Below are 14,541 nucleotides of genomic sequence, written 5' to 3'. Positions count from 1 at the left end.
CTGGCCCGGCCCGGTTCGCCAATTTCCATTCCTGACGCCCGTCCGGCGGCTGGCCTTCAGCAGTTGCCCAAAGCCTCGAAGCGTTGCGCAAGATAATCCACTAACGTGCGCACGGCCGGCAGCAGGCCGCGCCGGGAAGGAAACACCGCATGGACGATTTCCGCCTTGGGTGCCCAGTCGGGCAGCAGGCTTATCAGTTTGCCCTCGGCAAGGTCTTCGCGGATGATCATCAAGGGCAGTTGTACCGCGCCAATGCCCGCAAGCGCGGCGCTGTGCAGCCCGCGCATGTCTCCGGTAACGAAGCGGGGGGTATGGTATAGCTCTACTTGCTGGTCGTCGGGGCCATATAGGCGCCAGGCATGGTTTTCCTGCGGGGGCCCCAGGCCCATGCTGGGCCACTGGGCCAGGTCGGCGGGCGCCTTGGGCATGCCGTAGCGCTCGACGCAGCCGGGGCTGGCAACCAGGCATTGCCGGGTTGGGCTGCCCAGAACGCGCATCACCAGGTCGCTGTCTTCGATGGGGGGCGGCCGTACTCTTATCGCGATATCGATGGCTTCGCCTACAGGGTCGACACGGCGGTTGGTCGCATCCAGGTGCATGGTGACGCGGGGGTTGTCGGCCATGAAGTCGGCCAGCATGTTTTCCACGCCCGCGTGCAGCATTGCCACGGGGCAGCTGATGCGCACGATGCCTTGCGGATCGGCGCGTGTGATCTCGATGGCTTCCTGCGCCGCCTGGGCTTCGACCAGCATGGCCTTGCAATGGGCGTAGTAGGTCTGGCCGATTTCCGTAACTGCAAAACGCCGCGTCGAGCGCTGGATCAGCCGCACGCCCAGTCTTTCTTCCAGGGTAGCCACCCGTCGGCTCAATTTGGATTTCGGCACCCCCAGCGCGCGGCCGGCCGGAGCGAAACCGCCGTAATCGACTACCTGAACGTAATAATACAGATCATTTAAATCTTGCATGCCGGCTTATTGTTTCGTTATGAGTGGTGGCTTAAGTTCAATGTTATACGATAGAGCAGAACCCCATCTATGATGTAGTTTCCAGAACGGACAATGAGCTTTGCATAATGGACAAAATTCGGCTCGACAAATGGCTTTGGGCTGCGCGCTTTTATAAAACCCGCAGCCTGGCCGTGCAGGAAATCGGCAAAGGCAGGGTGCTGGTGAACGGCCAGCCTGCCAAGCCCGCACGCGAAGTGGCGGCGGGAGATCTGGTTAGCGTGCGCAAGGAAGACCCGCCGATGCAGGTTCGCGTGTGTGCCGTAAGCAGTGTGCGCGGCCCGGCGCCGGTAGCCCGCCAATTGTATGAAGAAACGCCCGAAAGCATGGCTGTGCGGGAGCGCGCTGCCGAGATAAAGCGCCTGGCTCCCGAACCCGCGCTTGAAATTATCTCCGGACGCCCAACCAAGCGCGATCGGCGGCTAATTGATCTTATGCGCGGGAAGCAGGATTAGAACTGGTTATTGCCGAAATCGCTGGTTCAACTCGGCATTGCTGACCAGGCCGGCGAAGCCATCGAACTTGCCTTCGCCCGCGATCTGTTGCGATACGCGCAAGAAAGCATCCATGGCCACGCGCGCCAATGCGCCTCCCACACTGATGCGGCGCACTCCCATCCGGGCCAGGTCGTCCACGCTAAAGCCCAACGAATTGCCATTCAGGAAGTTGACGGCTCGCCCGCCAACGGCCTGGACCGTAGCTTCAATGTGATCTTGCGTCTTGATCCCGGGTGAATAGAGGCAGTCCGCACCTGCATCGGCAAACGCTTTCAAGCGGCGGATTGTTTCGTCGATGTCGGGGGCTCCGCGTATAAAGCCTTCGGTTCGAGCGGTCAGCATGACCTGCTGGCCCGTACTGTCGATGGCCGACCTTGCCGCCTTGACGCGGGCCACGGCGTGCTCGAATTCATACAGTCTGTGTTCGCCGCCCTGCGGCGCATCTTCGATCGACAGGCCCGCAACACCAGTTTCGATGCAACGCACGATGTTCGCCTGCATTTCTTCGGGGTCGTCGGCAAATCCATTTTCAAAATCTGCATTCAGCGGAATGCTTACGCTTTGCGCCAGGTCGCGCAAGTGGGCAAGCACAGTGTCAAGGCTTTGTGCGCCATCCGGAAGTCCATCCGCGTGGGCATGTCCAGAGCTTGTCGAGGCAATGGCTTTGAAGCCCATGTCCTCAAGACAGCGCGCGGTACCGATATTCCAGGGGTTCGGAATTACGAAGCAGCCTGATTGGTGCAGCTTGGCAAAGGCCGCCCGCTTCTGGGCGGTGCCGGAATGATGGGGCATGATGTCTCCTGGAGTTGGATGGAATGCGCGACGCCCATGAAGTCTGTTGATCCATGGGCTGCACCTGCTTGATGTTATGGTCGGAACGAAATGTGATCAAGGAGTTTTTGGCGCCGCCCGCATAGCCTCATTTGGCCGGCGTAGCCAGGCAGGCAGCATAGCCCTGCAGCGTATCCGGCCACGCTGGCGTCCAGCCGCTGGCCCGAAGCCGGGCGTTCGACAAGCGCTTGCCGCTGGGCGCCTGTGGCTGACGTGCAGGAGCGGGGGCGCCCGCAAACCTTGCCAGTGCATCGTATAGCTGTGCTGTCGGAAGAGGGGTGTCGTCTGTGCCGATGTATAGCGGCAAAGGGTCGGCCATGGTCAGCAGATGCGCACAGGCCCTGGCTGCGTCGTCAATGTGTATTCGATTGGCCCAATGGCCGGGTCCGTCCGGCGCCGCGATCCTGCCGCCGCGCAGTCCGTCGATCAATCGCAACCGCTGGGGGCCGTATAAGCCGGAAAGACGCAGCGCAACCCCGCGGCCAGGTCCCAAAACGGCATGCAGCGCGGCCTCGGCATCCAGCAGCGACTCGCTACGGAAATCCGTTCTTTGAGTGGGAGTGTTTTCATCCACCCAATTGTCGGAGGGCCCCCAGACAGCGGAGGACCCCACCAATACGCAGCGCTGCAGCTTATTCAGGCAAGGCATCGACAGGCTGCCCAGCAGCCTCGGGAGCCCACAGGAATAAACCTCGGCGTAATGCGCCATGGTTCTGCCGCCTGGAGACGGCGCGTACAGGACATGAGTGATTCGGGCGAATTCGCCATTGCCCAGGACAGAGAGGCTCTCTGCACTCCCTAGATCTGCCTTGTGCCAACTGATAGTGCTGTTTGGGGCTTGCCCCATCCCGCTGCGGCGCAGCCCAATACAGTTCCAGTGCCCGGGATCCAGCATCGCCGCTGTCCGCTCGCACAGGTCTCCGCCTACAAGTAAAAGAGTATTCATGTCGGTCACCGCCATCATTCTAGCCTTATTGTTTTTGTATTGTTTTTTAGTTATATTCAATACGAATGCCACTCAACAGGATTTAGCCATGTCTCGAACGACAACCATGACTGTTCGCCTCAAAGGGCAACTAAGCGAATTTGTTGCGGCCAACGTTGGCGAAGACGGCGCTTACGATAATGTCAGCGAGTATATTAGGGATCTCATCCGACGCGACAAGGAACGGGTGGAGGAGGAAGCGTTCCACCGGCTCAAGGCCGAACTGACCCATGCGTTCGCAGCACCGGAGTCCTCCTATCAGCCCCTGACCGCCGCGGAGCTTATCGCGCGCAACAATCGGCATGGCTAATGTCCGTATACAAGAGGCGGCATCCTATCGCCTCGATGAAATCTACCTCTATACACGCAACAAATGGGGAACGCCGCAGGCTGATCGCTACATCAATGGATTGTTCGAGGCCTTTTCCAAGATCGAAACCCGCGAGGTAGTATCGCGACCTGTGCCGGCCGACCTCGGAGTGGAGGGTTTTTTCTTTCGCTATGAGAAGCACGTGGTCTACTGGCGAAGGCTGTCGAACGGCGACATCGGTATCGTGACGGTTCTGCACGAGCGGATGCACCAGATTGATCGGTTTCGAGAGGAATTCGAAACTTGGTCGTCGACGCCTGGTAAATGAAGGCTTAACCGCCGTCCCCAATATCGAAGCGCGTAACTTTATCGTTATCCAGCCGGAAAATATGCATCACTGTTTTGTCCTTCAGTCCGTGGGTCTGGCCGCTTAAGGGTTGGCCGTCAAGGTCGAAGACGGTCTGAATTACTTCGACCGCTACGGCTCCGTCCTTTGTTTGCCGAAACTCTATTGGCTCAACGTGCGGACTGACGACAGCCCATTGCTGTGTCCAATAGGCGCGCACAGCCTCATGCCCATGAACGTGTCCGCCGTCCATGCCGTTGGCCCAGACAACGTCGTCGGCCAGTGCGGCAAGGACACCGTCGATATCTCTGGCGTTGAAACGATCATACATTCCCTTGATAAGGTGAACATCATTTTGCGGCACGGTGATTTCCTTGGTTTGGATTGAATGGCGCACGCGGCGCCCAACGCTGAGGCTCCGTTGCGCAGTTTATAGCATCGGATGCTCCACGACCTAGAACAGCGTCAACTGGGGCTTGTCTTCCGGCGGTCGCGAAAAAAGAGTGGTGTCCAACGGCTGTCGCGTTTGATTCAGTCCGGCTTTGGCGCACGCTTTTTTGAATCTCTGCTCAAGAAGGTCGGCAAACACGCCGGTTCCTTTCATCCTGGTCTTGAAATCGGAGTCGTATATTTTGCCGTTGCGCATCTGCTTGACCAGGTTCATGACATGAGCTTCTTTCAATGGATGGTGGGCGGCCAGCCATTCGCGAAACAGGTCGGCAATTTCCAAGGGCAGCCGCAGCAAGACATACGCCGCACTTTTGGCCCCGGCGTCTTGTGCGCTGAAAAGAATCTTTTCCATGTCGTGGTCGGTCAGTGCGGGGATGACAGGCGCCACCATTACGCCGGTCGGAATGCCGGCTGCGCTTAGGGTGCGAATGGCGTCGATGCGCGCCCCCGGCGTGCTGGCGCGTGGTTCCAGCGTTCGTGCAATGGTCCTGTCCAGCGAGCCCACCGACATGAACACCCGAACCAGATTCTTGCTGGCCATGCGAGCCAGCAATTCGATGTCCTGGGTTACCGACGCGGACTTGGTGGTAATGGCGACGGGCTGGTTGAATTCTTCCATGACTGCCAGAATCGAAGCTGTTATTCGCAGTCGCCGCTCTATGGGCTGATAGGGGTCGGTGTTGGCGCCCAGGGCAATAAGCTTGGGCACATAATTCGGGCGTGATAATTCCTTGCGCAGCAGTTCGGCCGCATTGGACTTGGCATACAGCTTGGTTTCGAAATCCAGGCCCGGCGAGTGATTCAGATATGCATGGGTGGGCCGGGCATAGCAATAGATGCACCCATGCTCGCATCCTCTGTATGGATTGATGGACTGGTCGAAACTGATATCGGGCGATTCATTGCGGGAAATGATGGACTTGGCTTTTTCGAAAGAAACCGTTGTGGCCGGCTTGGGCGCGGCTTCGTCGGTTTTTGCCCATTCATCGTCAAACGATTCGCGTTGAAGCTGCTCGAAGCGGGACGTTTTGTTCGAGACGCTGCCTCGGCCTTTGATGGGAGGAGTTGCCTGCATGGTAGTCTCTGTATACTGTACAAATAAACAGTATATTGCGGCGCTGCCATCGGCGCAATGCCCCCTTTTCGCCGATTAAGGGCCGAACTGGAACCGTTCGAATTGATGCAGCTTTTCTTCGATCAGCCTTTTGTGCAAAGACTGCCTGCCTTTGCCGACCCAGCTCCATTGCTGCAACAATAGCTCGCGCCGCGCGCGATCAGCCTTCAAGTCAAGCACGGCCACGATTTCGCCGTCGACAAGTACAGGCAATCCCATATACCCGAAGACACGTTTTTCTTTGGGCACATAGGCTTCAAACAGATGTTCGTAACTGAAGAACAGCTTCAGTCTTTTGCGTTGAATGATCAGCGGATCGAACGGAGAAAGAATATGTACGCCCCGGCTCGCTTCGGGAATGTCGGCCACAGTGGGCGGGCAGGCCCAGTGTTCTATCTTGTCCGCGCCGTCTATCGCTACGGGAACAAGGCGCTTTTGCCGCAGCCTGGCTTCGATTGCTTGTCGAACGAGGGGTTTTTGCTTTGGGTTCAGGTGGCAGATTGAATCAAGGCTGACCACTCCTTGCGAGCGTAGCGACCTGTCCAGCAAATAATTGACAACCTGTTTCTCGGACGCCTTCCGTGGAGGCGCGTCCCACTGGAAGTGCCGGCTCGTCAGCTCGTATGTCTTCAGCATGCCCGAGCGTTCGCTGACTGTCAGCTTGCCGGTGTGAAAGGCCAATTGCAGCGCCCGCTTCGAGGGCTTGCGGCTTGCCCACGCATGATCTTTTTCTACCAGGATGTCATCGTCAATGTCCCGAATCGACAAGGCGCCATGGTCGCGAACGCGCGTAACGACTTTGCGAAGATCGCTGTTGGTCACAGAATTGAACCAGCTTTTCGGCGATTTGCGATGGCGCTCCATATCGGCAATAAAAAATCTGAAGTCATCGGTCGGGACGTACGACAGCGCGTGAGTCCAGTACTCGAAAACAGTCTTGTCGATCGTTTGCGCCTGGTGCAAATGACTGCGGCGGTAGGTGGGTATTCGTGTCCAGAGAATATGGTGATGGCAGCGCTCGATCACGTTGATGGTGTCGATCTGCACATAGCCAAGATGCGCGATAGCGGCGGGCGTGGCATCGGCTCCGCTGCCGAACGGCCCCGCGGTATCGAGCCGCTGGGCGCGCAGCCAGATATGCCGCGCCTGCGCTTGCGTCAGCGGGAAGGGAGTGAGGGAGTGTTCAGGCATATGGCTTTATTCAAGGCGCCGATCTTCATCGGATTTTATAGGAATGGCGGATCACGCCGTGCCGCCAGCTGCGGGGTCGGCGCGATACCGCAGCGCTTCGACGAATGCCGAGAATGCGGGGGAAGCCTGGCGTCTATTCGGATAATACAAATGATAGCCCTGGAAGTAGGGGCACCACTTGGCCAGAACCTCTTTCAGCCGGCCGTCGGCCAAGTATGGGGAGACCAGTTGTTCAGGCACGTAGGCCAGGCCGATTCCGTCTACTGCCGCATTGAGAACATGCATGATGCTGTTGAACATGCGGCGTCCAGCATCAATCCACTACAATCAAAGGCCCTGACAATGCACTGAGCATAAAGGCTTTAGCTTTGGTCCGTACGAGAAAACCGCTACATCGATGGATACCCACCCGCGCCAGCCTGCAGTCCAACCGCTGGTTAAAGTGGATGGGACCCGTGCTGAACGATCCGCGGCTCTGGCGCGTGAGCCGGCGCGGAATTGCCCTGGGCGTCGCGCTTGGGATTTTCTTCGGGCTGCTGGTGCCGTTGGCTCAGATTCCCATTTCCGCCGCTGCCGCCGTGGCATTGCGGGCCAATTTGCCTGTGGCCGCGGCGGCAACGTTCGTGACCAATCCAGTCACATTCGGGCCCGTCTATTATGGTGCCTACCGTTTGGGCAAGGTTATTTTGGGCGAAAAGCCCGCAACAGAAGCAGAGGTGCTGGCCGTGCTGGCCAAGGTTCAGGACCAGCCTGTTCAGGCAAATGGTTTTATTGACCATATGCGCCGCGCATGGCAGCGCTTGAAGTCAGCAGGCAAGCCCTTGGTCGTTGGACTGGCTGTCGTCGCTACGGTAAGCGGGTTGACAGCTTACTTCGTTATAAGCGGTGTGTGGATTTTAAAGACACGCTGGACGCGCAAAAGGCGGCTGCGCGAGCGGCAATGAATTGCCGTGGTTTGTCAGTTCGTTGATGGATTTAAGCTATGCCAACAAGAGGCAGACGCAATGGAGGCCGAAAACGTAAAAAGGGCCGAACAGAAGTTCGGCCCTTTTAAATTCTGGAGCGGGAGACGAGACAGGCACTAGGGCGCTAAATCCTTGTTTCCCAATCACATTCTTCGCCGCCGTGAGCAGCGAAGGCCTGAATTATAGCCTTGTTCTTCGCCCTCGGCAACAAAACTCATCCAACAACTTCCATCAGCGTCCAAGGACTGCCATTTCATCCCCTGACAACCGACGCAGAATACACGGCTACCAGAGGCCCGCCCCTGCAACGCCGCTCGACACTCAGGTCTCCTTGCGTCAGGAATGGCATCAGCATCGAACGTTGAGACCGCGCTTGGTTTGATGCCGTGCGCACCACAGCCCAAGGCTGTTCGTGATGAAGGCCAAGCGGCGAGCAAGGAAAGATGGGGCGCATGTTCACATCACCTGGTCAGCTGGCGACCGTGTGGGAGCGGCGCGCAACAGCCTCAAACTGGCCACAGCCCAGGATCGCTGGATGCTATGTCGATATATCAGGATGCCAGAACAAGCATCACACGCGCGGTTTTCTCTGCGTCCCTCTGGACGTTGAGCAACGACTGCGCCCCAGCGCGACTTGTGAAACCGTAGGGATATCAGACCATAGCGAATCGGTCTTGATACGCCTGACGCACCCCATGACGCTGGCACCGTGAGCGCCATTGTCGAGCGTGCTTCTTCCTTGTTACTCGACGGGCCGGCAACTGGTCGATTCTTGCACATTGAGCAAGAGAGGGCCACCTGTGGCGGATGCCATGATCTCGTCCGCCCACGTTCCGGGGCATTCGTCCCTGGCATCCGCCACAGGCATAACGACACAACAGCCCTTGGCAGGGCGAGAAAGGAGCCGGTGATGTAGCGCTTCCGAAAGGAGACGAAAACATGCACAAGGAGCCACCATTATCAAAGGTGTTCTATCGTCCCATCGAAGCTGCCATACGGTGGGCTGGGTTGTTGCGGTACAAGGCGTCGATCCTCGCCTCGATCGCATCACCGCGGTGCCTGCCGCAGACATTGGACTGCCCGCGATGGAACGAGTGTCGGCTGTACTCGGAACGCATCTACGACGGCATCCTCAACTCGGAACTGCCCTTTGGCAAGAACGGGATCACGCTCAATGACCCAGAGTTGGTGAGTTCACCCGATCTGACCATCCGCCACGTCGATCTGAAACGCTGGATGCGCACTCACTATCCTGAGCATCGACCCGGATTCCTGTTCAGCCGCAGCGAGCGCATGGCGCATCCCTCCATCACCCTGGAAACAGGACAGGCAATCCTGCTGGAACGGCAGGCTCTGCAGGCCGCGCTGGACCATAGCCGGCGTGAGATGCGCAAACTTCAAGCGCAACACGAAGCCTTGCTCAAGCAGTCCGCGGTGCTGTTGGCATCCAAGCAGTGCGCGATCAGTGATCGAGCGGAGACCACGTACCTGAACATCATCGGTGGCATGCTGACGCTGATGCTGGGTCAATCCCCATCGGGTGTGCCGTACTCCAGCTTCAAGACGCAGGAGGCCATCGTCACCGCATTGCTCGCCCACTATGGCGGCACCATGGGCATCACGGAGCGAACCTTGAACGGCAAGTTCGCCAACGCCAGGAAGAATGTGCGTAGCGCAGCCGCGTGAATTCTTCCATCTTGTATGTGCAGTCTCGGAGATTGCATTTGCAATGTCTTTTTGCAGCCATGTCTATTGAATAGAGGTCACGCCAACAAACGCCACTGAGCGTTCAGGAGTGACCGCCATGTCGCAAGTACCTGTACTGCCACCGCACGAGCGCCGCATCCTGCGGCTCGATGAAGTTGAAGCGAAGTCCGGCTTCAAACGCGCCCACATCTACAACCTGATGAAGAAGCGCCAGTTTCCACAGGCGTTGCGCCTTGGCGTGCGCGCGGTGGGCTGGGATTCGGTCGAGATCGATCAGTGGATCGCCGAACGCCTTAACAACCGCACCTGACTCGCTCCCCCTCGGACTTCCCATCGCCAAACGGAGAGCGCCATGCAGGTCGTATCCATCATTTCAACGAAAGGTGGCGTCGGCAAGACGACCACGGCCGCCAACCTCGGCGGGCTCGCCGCGGACGCGGGGCTGCGCGTGCTGCTGCTCGATCTCGACGTGCAGCCCACCTTGTCCTCCTACTACGATCTGGCTCACCGCGCGCCCGGCGGCATCTATGAGCTGCTGGCGTTCAACGAGCGCGGTCTCGACCAGCTCGTGTCCCGCACCATCATCGCGGGCCTGGACCTGGTGCTCTCGAACGACCACCGGGGTGAACTGAACACCTTGCTGCTGCACGCGCCAGACGGGCGCCTGCGGTTGCGCCACCTGCTGCCGGCGCTGGCGCCGCTCTATGACCTGGTGCTAATCGACACCCAAGGCGCGCGCTCGGTGCTGTTGGAGATGGCGGTGCTCGCCTCCGGCCTGGCGCTGTCACCCGTGACCCCGGAAATCCTTGCGGCCCGCGAACTGCGGCGCGGCACCATGCAGTTGCTGGAGGACATCGCGCCGTATCGGCACCTTGGCATCGAACCGCCACCGCTGCACCTACTCATCAATCGTGTCCACCCCGTGTCCGCCAACGCACGCATGATCCAGCAGGCGCTGCACGACCTATTTCAGGATCACACGGGCATCCGCGTGCTGGGCACCGACGTGCCGGCCATCGAAGCCTATCCGCGCGCTGCAACCCGCGGCATGCCGGTGCATCGCGTCGAGTATCGACAGCCACCAGGCAGAGTTGCGCCCGCTGCGCTCGACACCATGCGCACGCTCGCCGGCGAACTGTTCCCGCAGTGGCAAGACAGATTCGCCCGCGTGTCCGGCCGTCCTCCACGTTCTATTGAAACCGGGAGGTCCCGTGGCGAGCGCACATGAACTGTCCCGTGGCCACAAGCGACTGCGCGCCCTGATCGAGTTTGCGGTGAGCGAAGGCTGGCACGTCAAACGTACTCGGGGTGGACACCTCAAATTCACCAAGACCGGCTGCGCCGCCATCTACACCAGCTCGACAGCGAGCGATTACCGGGCAGACCTCAATGCCCGTGCGCAGATCCGCCGAGCCGAGCGCGAGGCCCGCATGGCCCGGCCCGCCAACGCCGAGGGATGCGGCCATGGCTGAGATGACCTCCCAGGACATGGCCGGCAAGCTGCTTGCCGCCGGGTTCGAGCGCAGTGGGCCATCGGCCACGGCTTTGAGTGACCCCATCGCCGACACGCCGATGGTCGTGACGCTGGACCAGTTGCGGCCCTACGACCACGATCCCCGCAAAAAGCGCAACTCGGCCTACGATGAAATCAAGGCCTCCATCCGCGAGCGCGGCCTGGATGCGGCGCCAGCCATCACACGCCGTCCTGGCGAGGCGCACTACATCATCCGCAACGGCGGCAACACCAGGCTGGCGATCCTGCGCGAACTCTGGACAGAAACGAAGGACGAGCGCTTCTTCCGCATATCGTGCCTGTTCCGGCCGTGGCCTGCGCGCGGGGAGATCGTCGCGCTGACCGGGCACCTCGCCGAGAACGAACTGCGTGGCGGCTTGACGTTCATCGAGCGCGCCCTCGGCGTCGAGAAGGCGCGCGAGTTCTATGAAGCGGAAAGCAGCACGACCTTGAGCCAGTCCGAGCTGGCCCGTCGCTTGGGCGCCGACGGCTTCCCCGTGCAGCAGTCACACATCAGCCGCATGGCCGATGCGGTGCGCTACCTGCTGCCTGCGATCCCGACCGTGCTGTATGGTGGCCTCGGTCGCCACCAGGTCGAGCGGCTGTCGGTCATGCGCAAGGCCAGTGAGCGCACGTGGGAGCACTATGCCAAGGGCCGCTCCCTGCCGCTCGACTTCGACAGTTTCTTCCAAGAAGTGCTGTCGCAGTTCGATACCCAGGCCGACGAGTTCTCGCCGCAGCGTGTGCAGGACGAGTTGATCGGTCAGATGTCCGAGCTGCTGGGCATCGACTACGACGTGCTTGCCCTGGACCTGACCGAATCCGAGAGCCGCCACCGCGCCCTGGTCAGCGACCCAACCCCGCCATCGGCGCCGCCGGCATTGCCTGAGCCTGGGGCCATCGCACGGCCGCCGATTGAACCGGCACCGTCCCCCGCCACAGCAGCACATTCTGCAGGCCACTCTGCCGCCGCGCCGACAAGGCCCCAGGACGATGCGGCCCCGCGTGAGGCATCCGCAGCCACCCCTGCGGCAGCGGCTGGCGATCTACTTGACGAGCACATCGTCTCTCCGGCACCCACGACGCAGCGGCTCCAGTCCATCCAGCGCATGGTCGCCGACCAGTTGGGCGATGCGCTTCCGCCCGACTTCTCGGCCAACGTGCTGCAGTCGATTCCCGTGCAGGCCGGTGGCCTCTATCCCATCTCGGACATCTGGCATATCGACCCAGGTCTCGACGCACCCGGCCGCCTGCGCGTCCACATCGCGCAGTTCGCGCGCGAGATCGCGGGCGAGGTCGACCTGGACGCGTGTGTCGAGGATCGTTCAGATGGCATCGGGTTCGCGTGTCGTGCCCCGACCCAGGTTTCGTCGCCGCTCGCACGTGCCGTGCTCGCGCTGCTGGTTTCCCTGGCCGGTCAGCAGTCGGCCGACGTGGGCTTGGACGGCGGGCACTTCGTCACCGACCTGCCAGCGCTGTTGCACGGCCAAGGCCAACGTCATGCCGACGGGGCCCGGCGATTGAGCGACACCGCGCTGGTCAAGCTGTTTCGTCTGCTGCGGCTGGCCCGGCGCCTGCTGGATCTGGAAGCCGGCGCTCTCGGTCCTGGGACCTGAGCGAGGGAGGCCCGCATGTCCGCACCGAACCCACTCAACCAGGCCGTCATCGCGCAGGCGCTCTACGATCTGCGCAACGGGCAACTGCGCCGCTGCAAGGCGATGGGATTCGGTGAGGAAGAATTGGATGCGCTCAAGCATCCGGCGCTGATCAGCGTACTGGCCAATGCCAGCGTCTCGTGGTGCTCTGTCTCGGTGAACCGGGAAGTGCTCCGGCGATTGCTCAAACAGGCGCAGGACGTGGAGAAGGAGATCGCCACCGTCGATCGCATGTTGCGCCTGGGGGCCAGTACGGAAATGGCGAGCCGTTTTTATGGGCTGACGCACCAGGAAGTCGCGCTACGGCGTGAAGTTCTCGGCCTGCCCAAACGCAAGGGGCGCCATCCGGTTCTGGACGAGGAGCAGGACACCGAGCTGTGGCGACGCTGGAAGGCCGTGACCAGCAGCAGGAATGTCGAGCTGGAGGATGAGACCTCGGTTCTTGATGCGGCAATGGACCTCGCCGAAGGCATGGAACTGCCGCTGTCGGTGGTCTGGGCTGCGATCAAGAACTGGATCGATCAGGGATTGGGTTGAGTCATGGCCGTGGACGACGCTGCACCACGAGCACCACGCCAAGGCCCGGTCGCCCTCGCTGATCTGTTCGACAGCGCGCTGAAAGACCTTGCACCGAAACCTCGCCCGCCCGCGTCCGCGCCAGCTCCCGCATCCGCAACATCTCCTGTCTCCGCAACCGGCGACGGTTTTCTGTTCAGCGGCAATCGGCACGAGAGCGTGCCGCGACGGCTGTTCCTGGACCGACGCCTGACGCCGCTGGAACGCAATGCCTGGCAAGTCTTTCGGATGATGCTCAACGAGGATGGGGTCACGGCGTTTCCGACGTATGAGCAACTTCGCCCGTGGCTCGCGTCAATGCCCTGCGCCGGACAGGCCTCTCACGAGACCGTGGCACGGGCGCTGACGCTGTTGCGCCTGACTCGCTGGTTGAGTCTCGTGCGCCGCAGGCGTGACCCCAAGACCGGGCGCATCCTCGGCAACCTCTACGTCCTGCACGATGAGCCCCTGACGCCTTTCGAGGCGATGCAGCTCGACCCGGACTACTTGGAGCTCGTCAGCCAGGCCCTGGGCCATTCGGCCAGGGCCGTTCAGGTCGTGGGCTTGCACACCCTCAAGGAGATCGCCGAAGACCCGTTGCTCTCCGGCCGCACGTTGCCCTCGCGGCTGCAGGTCCTTGCCGAACGCCTCGCCAACCAGGGCATTGGGTCGCAGGAGAGTTATCCACAGGAGGATAGGGTTCACGATTCCGAAGAAGGGGCGCCGAGCCTTCTTCGGAATTCTGATGACCCCTCTTCGGATTCCGAAGCAGGGCCGAAACCCGCGTCAGACGGCACTCTTCGGAATCCGAAGCAGGACCGTACTGTACGTAGTAGTCGTATTAATGAAGTACGTACTACCGCGCGTGAGCGTGGGCAGGTGCGCGCGATGCCGGGAGTTCGTCTGCCTGATCGCTTCCTCGGCTTGAAGGAAGAGCAGCAGGCCGGCGCCATGGTGGCATTGCAGCAGGTCGATGCCCCGCTACGCCAGGCCGTGCTGGACGAATGGGCGGATCGCTGTCGCGGCAGCACCATCCGCAACCCGGCAGGCTACCTGTTCGGCATCATCCAACGCGCCATCCGTGGCGAGTTCAACGCCTGGGCCAAGCAGGCCGGGTCAACACCGCCACCTGCCCCTGCACGAGATTCACCGCCTGAGCCACCGCGCAATGTGGTTCCACCCGAGGTAGCCCGGCAGCACATCGACCGGCTGCGCGACCTTCTGCGCAGTAGCTGAGCGCGACGAGCGACAAGGGCGTGAAGCAGACGTCGATGGCCGTCAGTAGAGCTATCCCCAGGGGATAGATGTACTACAAGGTGTAACGCCGACCGGCGCGGCCTGGTACTCCCGCCCACGGGCCCGTAATGGCGTCGGTTTCATGAGCGGCCCGCACCATCCGCGCGAGCAGCGCTCCATGC

Annotated in this window: 18 protein-coding genes; 11 read left to right on the top strand and 7 right to left on the bottom strand. The window is 60.7% G+C overall.

Going from position 1 to position 14,541, the window contains the following annotated elements; genetic code table 11:
• Positions 1 to 56: 56 nt before the first annotated feature.
• Positions 57 to 965: a LysR family transcriptional regulator gene (locus DFR37_RS10700; RefSeq protein WP_113933233.1), complete on the bottom strand. Its 909-nt coding sequence runs from the start codon at positions 963 to 965 to the stop codon at positions 57 to 59.
• A gap of 107 nt (positions 966 to 1,072) precedes the next feature.
• On the opposite strand from DFR37_RS10700, the gene DFR37_RS10695 reads away from it, so the two are divergent.
• The gene (locus DFR37_RS10695; protein WP_113933232.1) at positions 1,073 to 1,459 is read left to right on the top strand and encodes an RNA-binding S4 domain-containing protein; all 387 of its coding nucleotides are present in this window, start codon (positions 1,073 to 1,075) and stop codon (positions 1,457 to 1,459) included.
• 6 nt (positions 1,460 to 1,465) lie between these two features.
• On the opposite strand, the gene DFR37_RS10690 is transcribed toward DFR37_RS10695, so the two are convergent.
• A complete protein-coding gene (locus DFR37_RS10690; protein ID WP_113933231.1) occupies positions 1,466 to 2,293 on the bottom strand; it encodes an isocitrate lyase/PEP mutase family protein in 828 nt (275 codons plus the stop codon).
• Between the two features lie 127 nt (positions 2,294 to 2,420).
• Complete coding sequence (locus DFR37_RS10685; RefSeq protein ID WP_113933471.1) at positions 2,421 to 3,278, bottom strand: Rossmann-fold NAD(P)-binding domain-containing protein; 858 nt, start codon at positions 3,276 to 3,278, stop codon at positions 2,421 to 2,423.
• Here DFR37_RS10685 and DFR37_RS10680 point away from each other — a divergent pair.
• Together DFR37_RS10680 and DFR37_RS10675 are read left to right on the top strand one after the other, a co-directional pair.
• Positions 3,277 to 3,627, top strand: a complete 351-nt coding sequence (locus tag DFR37_RS10680) for a ribbon-helix-helix domain-containing protein (protein WP_242341824.1) — start codon at positions 3,277 to 3,279, stop codon at positions 3,625 to 3,627. The two genes, DFR37_RS10685 and DFR37_RS10680, sit on opposite strands and share 2 nt — an antisense overlap.
• Complete coding sequence (locus DFR37_RS10675; protein WP_113933230.1) at positions 3,620 to 3,955, top strand: type II toxin-antitoxin system RelE/ParE family toxin; 336 nt, start codon at positions 3,620 to 3,622, stop codon at positions 3,953 to 3,955. The genes DFR37_RS10680 and DFR37_RS10675 overlap by 8 nt, the downstream gene beginning before the upstream one ends.
• A 4-nt stretch (positions 3,956 to 3,959) precedes the next feature.
• Here DFR37_RS10675 and DFR37_RS10670 read toward each other — a convergent pair whose 3' ends face one another.
• The 4 genes from DFR37_RS10670 to DFR37_RS10655 form a co-directional block, all read right to left on the bottom strand.
• Entirely contained in the window at positions 3,960 to 4,337 is a 378-nt protein-coding gene (locus DFR37_RS10670; RefSeq protein WP_113933469.1) for a nuclear transport factor 2 family protein, read from the bottom strand.
• Positions 4,338 to 4,427: 90 nt separating this feature from the next.
• Positions 4,428 to 5,498 (bottom strand): PA0069 family radical SAM protein, encoded by a 1,071-nt coding sequence (locus tag DFR37_RS10665; RefSeq protein ID WP_113933229.1) that lies wholly within the window; start codon positions 5,496 to 5,498, stop codon positions 4,428 to 4,430.
• A gap of 75 nt (positions 5,499 to 5,573) precedes the next feature.
• On the bottom strand, positions 5,574 to 6,728 hold the full coding sequence (locus DFR37_RS10660) for a winged helix-turn-helix domain-containing protein (protein ID WP_113933228.1): 1,155 nt from the start codon (positions 6,726 to 6,728) through the stop codon (positions 5,574 to 5,576).
• Between the two features lie 51 nt (positions 6,729 to 6,779).
• The gene (locus tag DFR37_RS10655) at positions 6,780 to 7,028 is read right to left on the bottom strand and encodes a LysR substrate-binding domain-containing protein (RefSeq protein WP_211317238.1); all 249 of its coding nucleotides are present in this window, start codon (positions 7,026 to 7,028) and stop codon (positions 6,780 to 6,782) included.
• Between the two features lie 146 nt (positions 7,029 to 7,174).
• On the opposite strand from DFR37_RS10655, the gene DFR37_RS10650 reads away from it, so the two are divergent.
• The 8 genes from DFR37_RS10650 to DFR37_RS10615 all read left to right on the top strand — a co-directional run bounded on the left by DFR37_RS10650 (position 7,175) and on the right by DFR37_RS10615 (position 14,359).
• Positions 7,175 to 7,672, top strand: a complete 498-nt coding sequence (locus DFR37_RS10650) for a DUF2062 domain-containing protein (protein WP_113933227.1) — start codon at positions 7,175 to 7,177, stop codon at positions 7,670 to 7,672.
• A gap of 960 nt (positions 7,673 to 8,632) precedes the next feature.
• Positions 8,633 to 9,379, top strand: a complete 747-nt coding sequence (locus tag DFR37_RS10645; protein WP_012112309.1) for a hypothetical protein — start codon at positions 8,633 to 8,635, stop codon at positions 9,377 to 9,379.
• Positions 9,380 to 9,497: 118 nt separating this feature from the next.
• Entirely contained in the window at positions 9,498 to 9,710 is a 213-nt protein-coding gene (locus DFR37_RS10640; RefSeq protein ID WP_012112310.1) for an AlpA family transcriptional regulator, read from the top strand.
• Positions 9,711 to 9,752: 42 nt separating this feature from the next.
• Positions 9,753 to 10,628, top strand: a complete 876-nt coding sequence (locus DFR37_RS10635; protein ID WP_012112311.1) for a ParA family protein — start codon at positions 9,753 to 9,755, stop codon at positions 10,626 to 10,628.
• Positions 10,612 to 10,872, top strand: coding sequence for a hypothetical protein (locus DFR37_RS10630; protein ID WP_012112312.1), 261 nt, complete (start codon positions 10,612 to 10,614; stop codon positions 10,870 to 10,872). The genes DFR37_RS10635 and DFR37_RS10630 overlap by 17 nt, the downstream gene beginning before the upstream one ends.
• On the top strand, positions 10,865 to 12,529 hold the full coding sequence (locus DFR37_RS10625; protein WP_012112313.1) for a ParB family protein: 1,665 nt from the start codon (positions 10,865 to 10,867) through the stop codon (positions 12,527 to 12,529). The genes DFR37_RS10630 and DFR37_RS10625 overlap by 8 nt, the downstream gene beginning before the upstream one ends.
• A gap of 15 nt (positions 12,530 to 12,544) precedes the next feature.
• Positions 12,545 to 13,105, top strand: a complete 561-nt coding sequence (locus tag DFR37_RS10620) for a DUF2857 domain-containing protein (protein WP_012112314.1) — start codon at positions 12,545 to 12,547, stop codon at positions 13,103 to 13,105.
• Between the two features lie 3 nt (positions 13,106 to 13,108).
• Positions 13,109 to 14,359, top strand: a complete 1,251-nt coding sequence (locus DFR37_RS10615; protein WP_113933226.1) for an STY4528 family pathogenicity island replication protein — start codon at positions 13,109 to 13,111, stop codon at positions 14,357 to 14,359.
• The last annotated feature ends 182 nt before the right edge of the window (positions 14,360 to 14,541 follow it).

The sequence above is a fragment of the Eoetvoesiella caeni genome (assembly GCF_003315175.1).
GTDB classification, from domain to species: Bacteria; Pseudomonadota; Gammaproteobacteria; order Burkholderiales; family Burkholderiaceae_B; genus Eoetvoesia; species Eoetvoesia caeni.
Note: the sequence above shows the minus strand (reverse complement) of the source record. Positions and strands in the feature narration are given on the sequence as shown.

Excerpts from the sequence above, each read along its gene's own strand:
- DFR37_RS10675 (WP_113933230.1), top strand. The coding sequence starts at position 3,620 with ATGGCTAATGTCCGTATACAAGAGGCGGCATCCTATCGCCTCGATGAA.
- DFR37_RS10660 (WP_113933228.1), bottom strand. The coding sequence starts at position 6,728 with ATGCCTGAACACTCCCTCACTCCCTTCCCGCTGACGCAAGCGCAGGCG.
- DFR37_RS10655 (WP_211317238.1), bottom strand. The coding sequence starts at position 7,028 with ATGTTCAACAGCATCATGCATGTTCTCAATGCGGCAGTAGACGGAATC.
- DFR37_RS10700 (WP_113933233.1), bottom strand. The coding sequence starts at position 965 with ATGCAAGATTTAAATGATCTGTATTATTACGTTCAGGTAGTCGATTAC.
- DFR37_RS10690 (WP_113933231.1), bottom strand. The coding sequence starts at position 2,293 with ATGCCCCATCATTCCGGCACCGCCCAGAAGCGGGCGGCCTTTGCCAAG.
- DFR37_RS10645 (WP_012112309.1), top strand. The coding sequence starts at position 8,633 with ATGCACAAGGAGCCACCATTATCAAAGGTGTTCTATCGTCCCATCGAA.
- DFR37_RS10635 (WP_012112311.1), top strand. The coding sequence starts at position 9,753 with ATGCAGGTCGTATCCATCATTTCAACGAAAGGTGGCGTCGGCAAGACG.
- DFR37_RS10680 (WP_242341824.1), top strand. The coding sequence starts at position 3,277 with ATGTCGGTCACCGCCATCATTCTAGCCTTATTGTTTTTGTATTGTTTT.
- DFR37_RS10625 (WP_012112313.1), top strand. The coding sequence starts at position 10,865 with ATGGCTGAGATGACCTCCCAGGACATGGCCGGCAAGCTGCTTGCCGCC.
- DFR37_RS10650 (WP_113933227.1), top strand. The coding sequence starts at position 7,175 with ATGGGACCCGTGCTGAACGATCCGCGGCTCTGGCGCGTGAGCCGGCGC.
- DFR37_RS10685 (WP_113933471.1), bottom strand. The coding sequence starts at position 3,278 with ATGAATACTCTTTTACTTGTAGGCGGAGACCTGTGCGAGCGGACAGCG.
- DFR37_RS10615 (WP_113933226.1), top strand. The coding sequence starts at position 13,109 with ATGGCCGTGGACGACGCTGCACCACGAGCACCACGCCAAGGCCCGGTC.
- DFR37_RS10620 (WP_012112314.1), top strand. The coding sequence starts at position 12,545 with ATGTCCGCACCGAACCCACTCAACCAGGCCGTCATCGCGCAGGCGCTC.
- DFR37_RS10695 (WP_113933232.1), top strand. The coding sequence starts at position 1,073 with ATGGACAAAATTCGGCTCGACAAATGGCTTTGGGCTGCGCGCTTTTAT.
- DFR37_RS10665 (WP_113933229.1), bottom strand. The coding sequence starts at position 5,498 with ATGCAGGCAACTCCTCCCATCAAAGGCCGAGGCAGCGTCTCGAACAAA.
- DFR37_RS10640 (WP_012112310.1), top strand. The coding sequence starts at position 9,498 with ATGTCGCAAGTACCTGTACTGCCACCGCACGAGCGCCGCATCCTGCGG.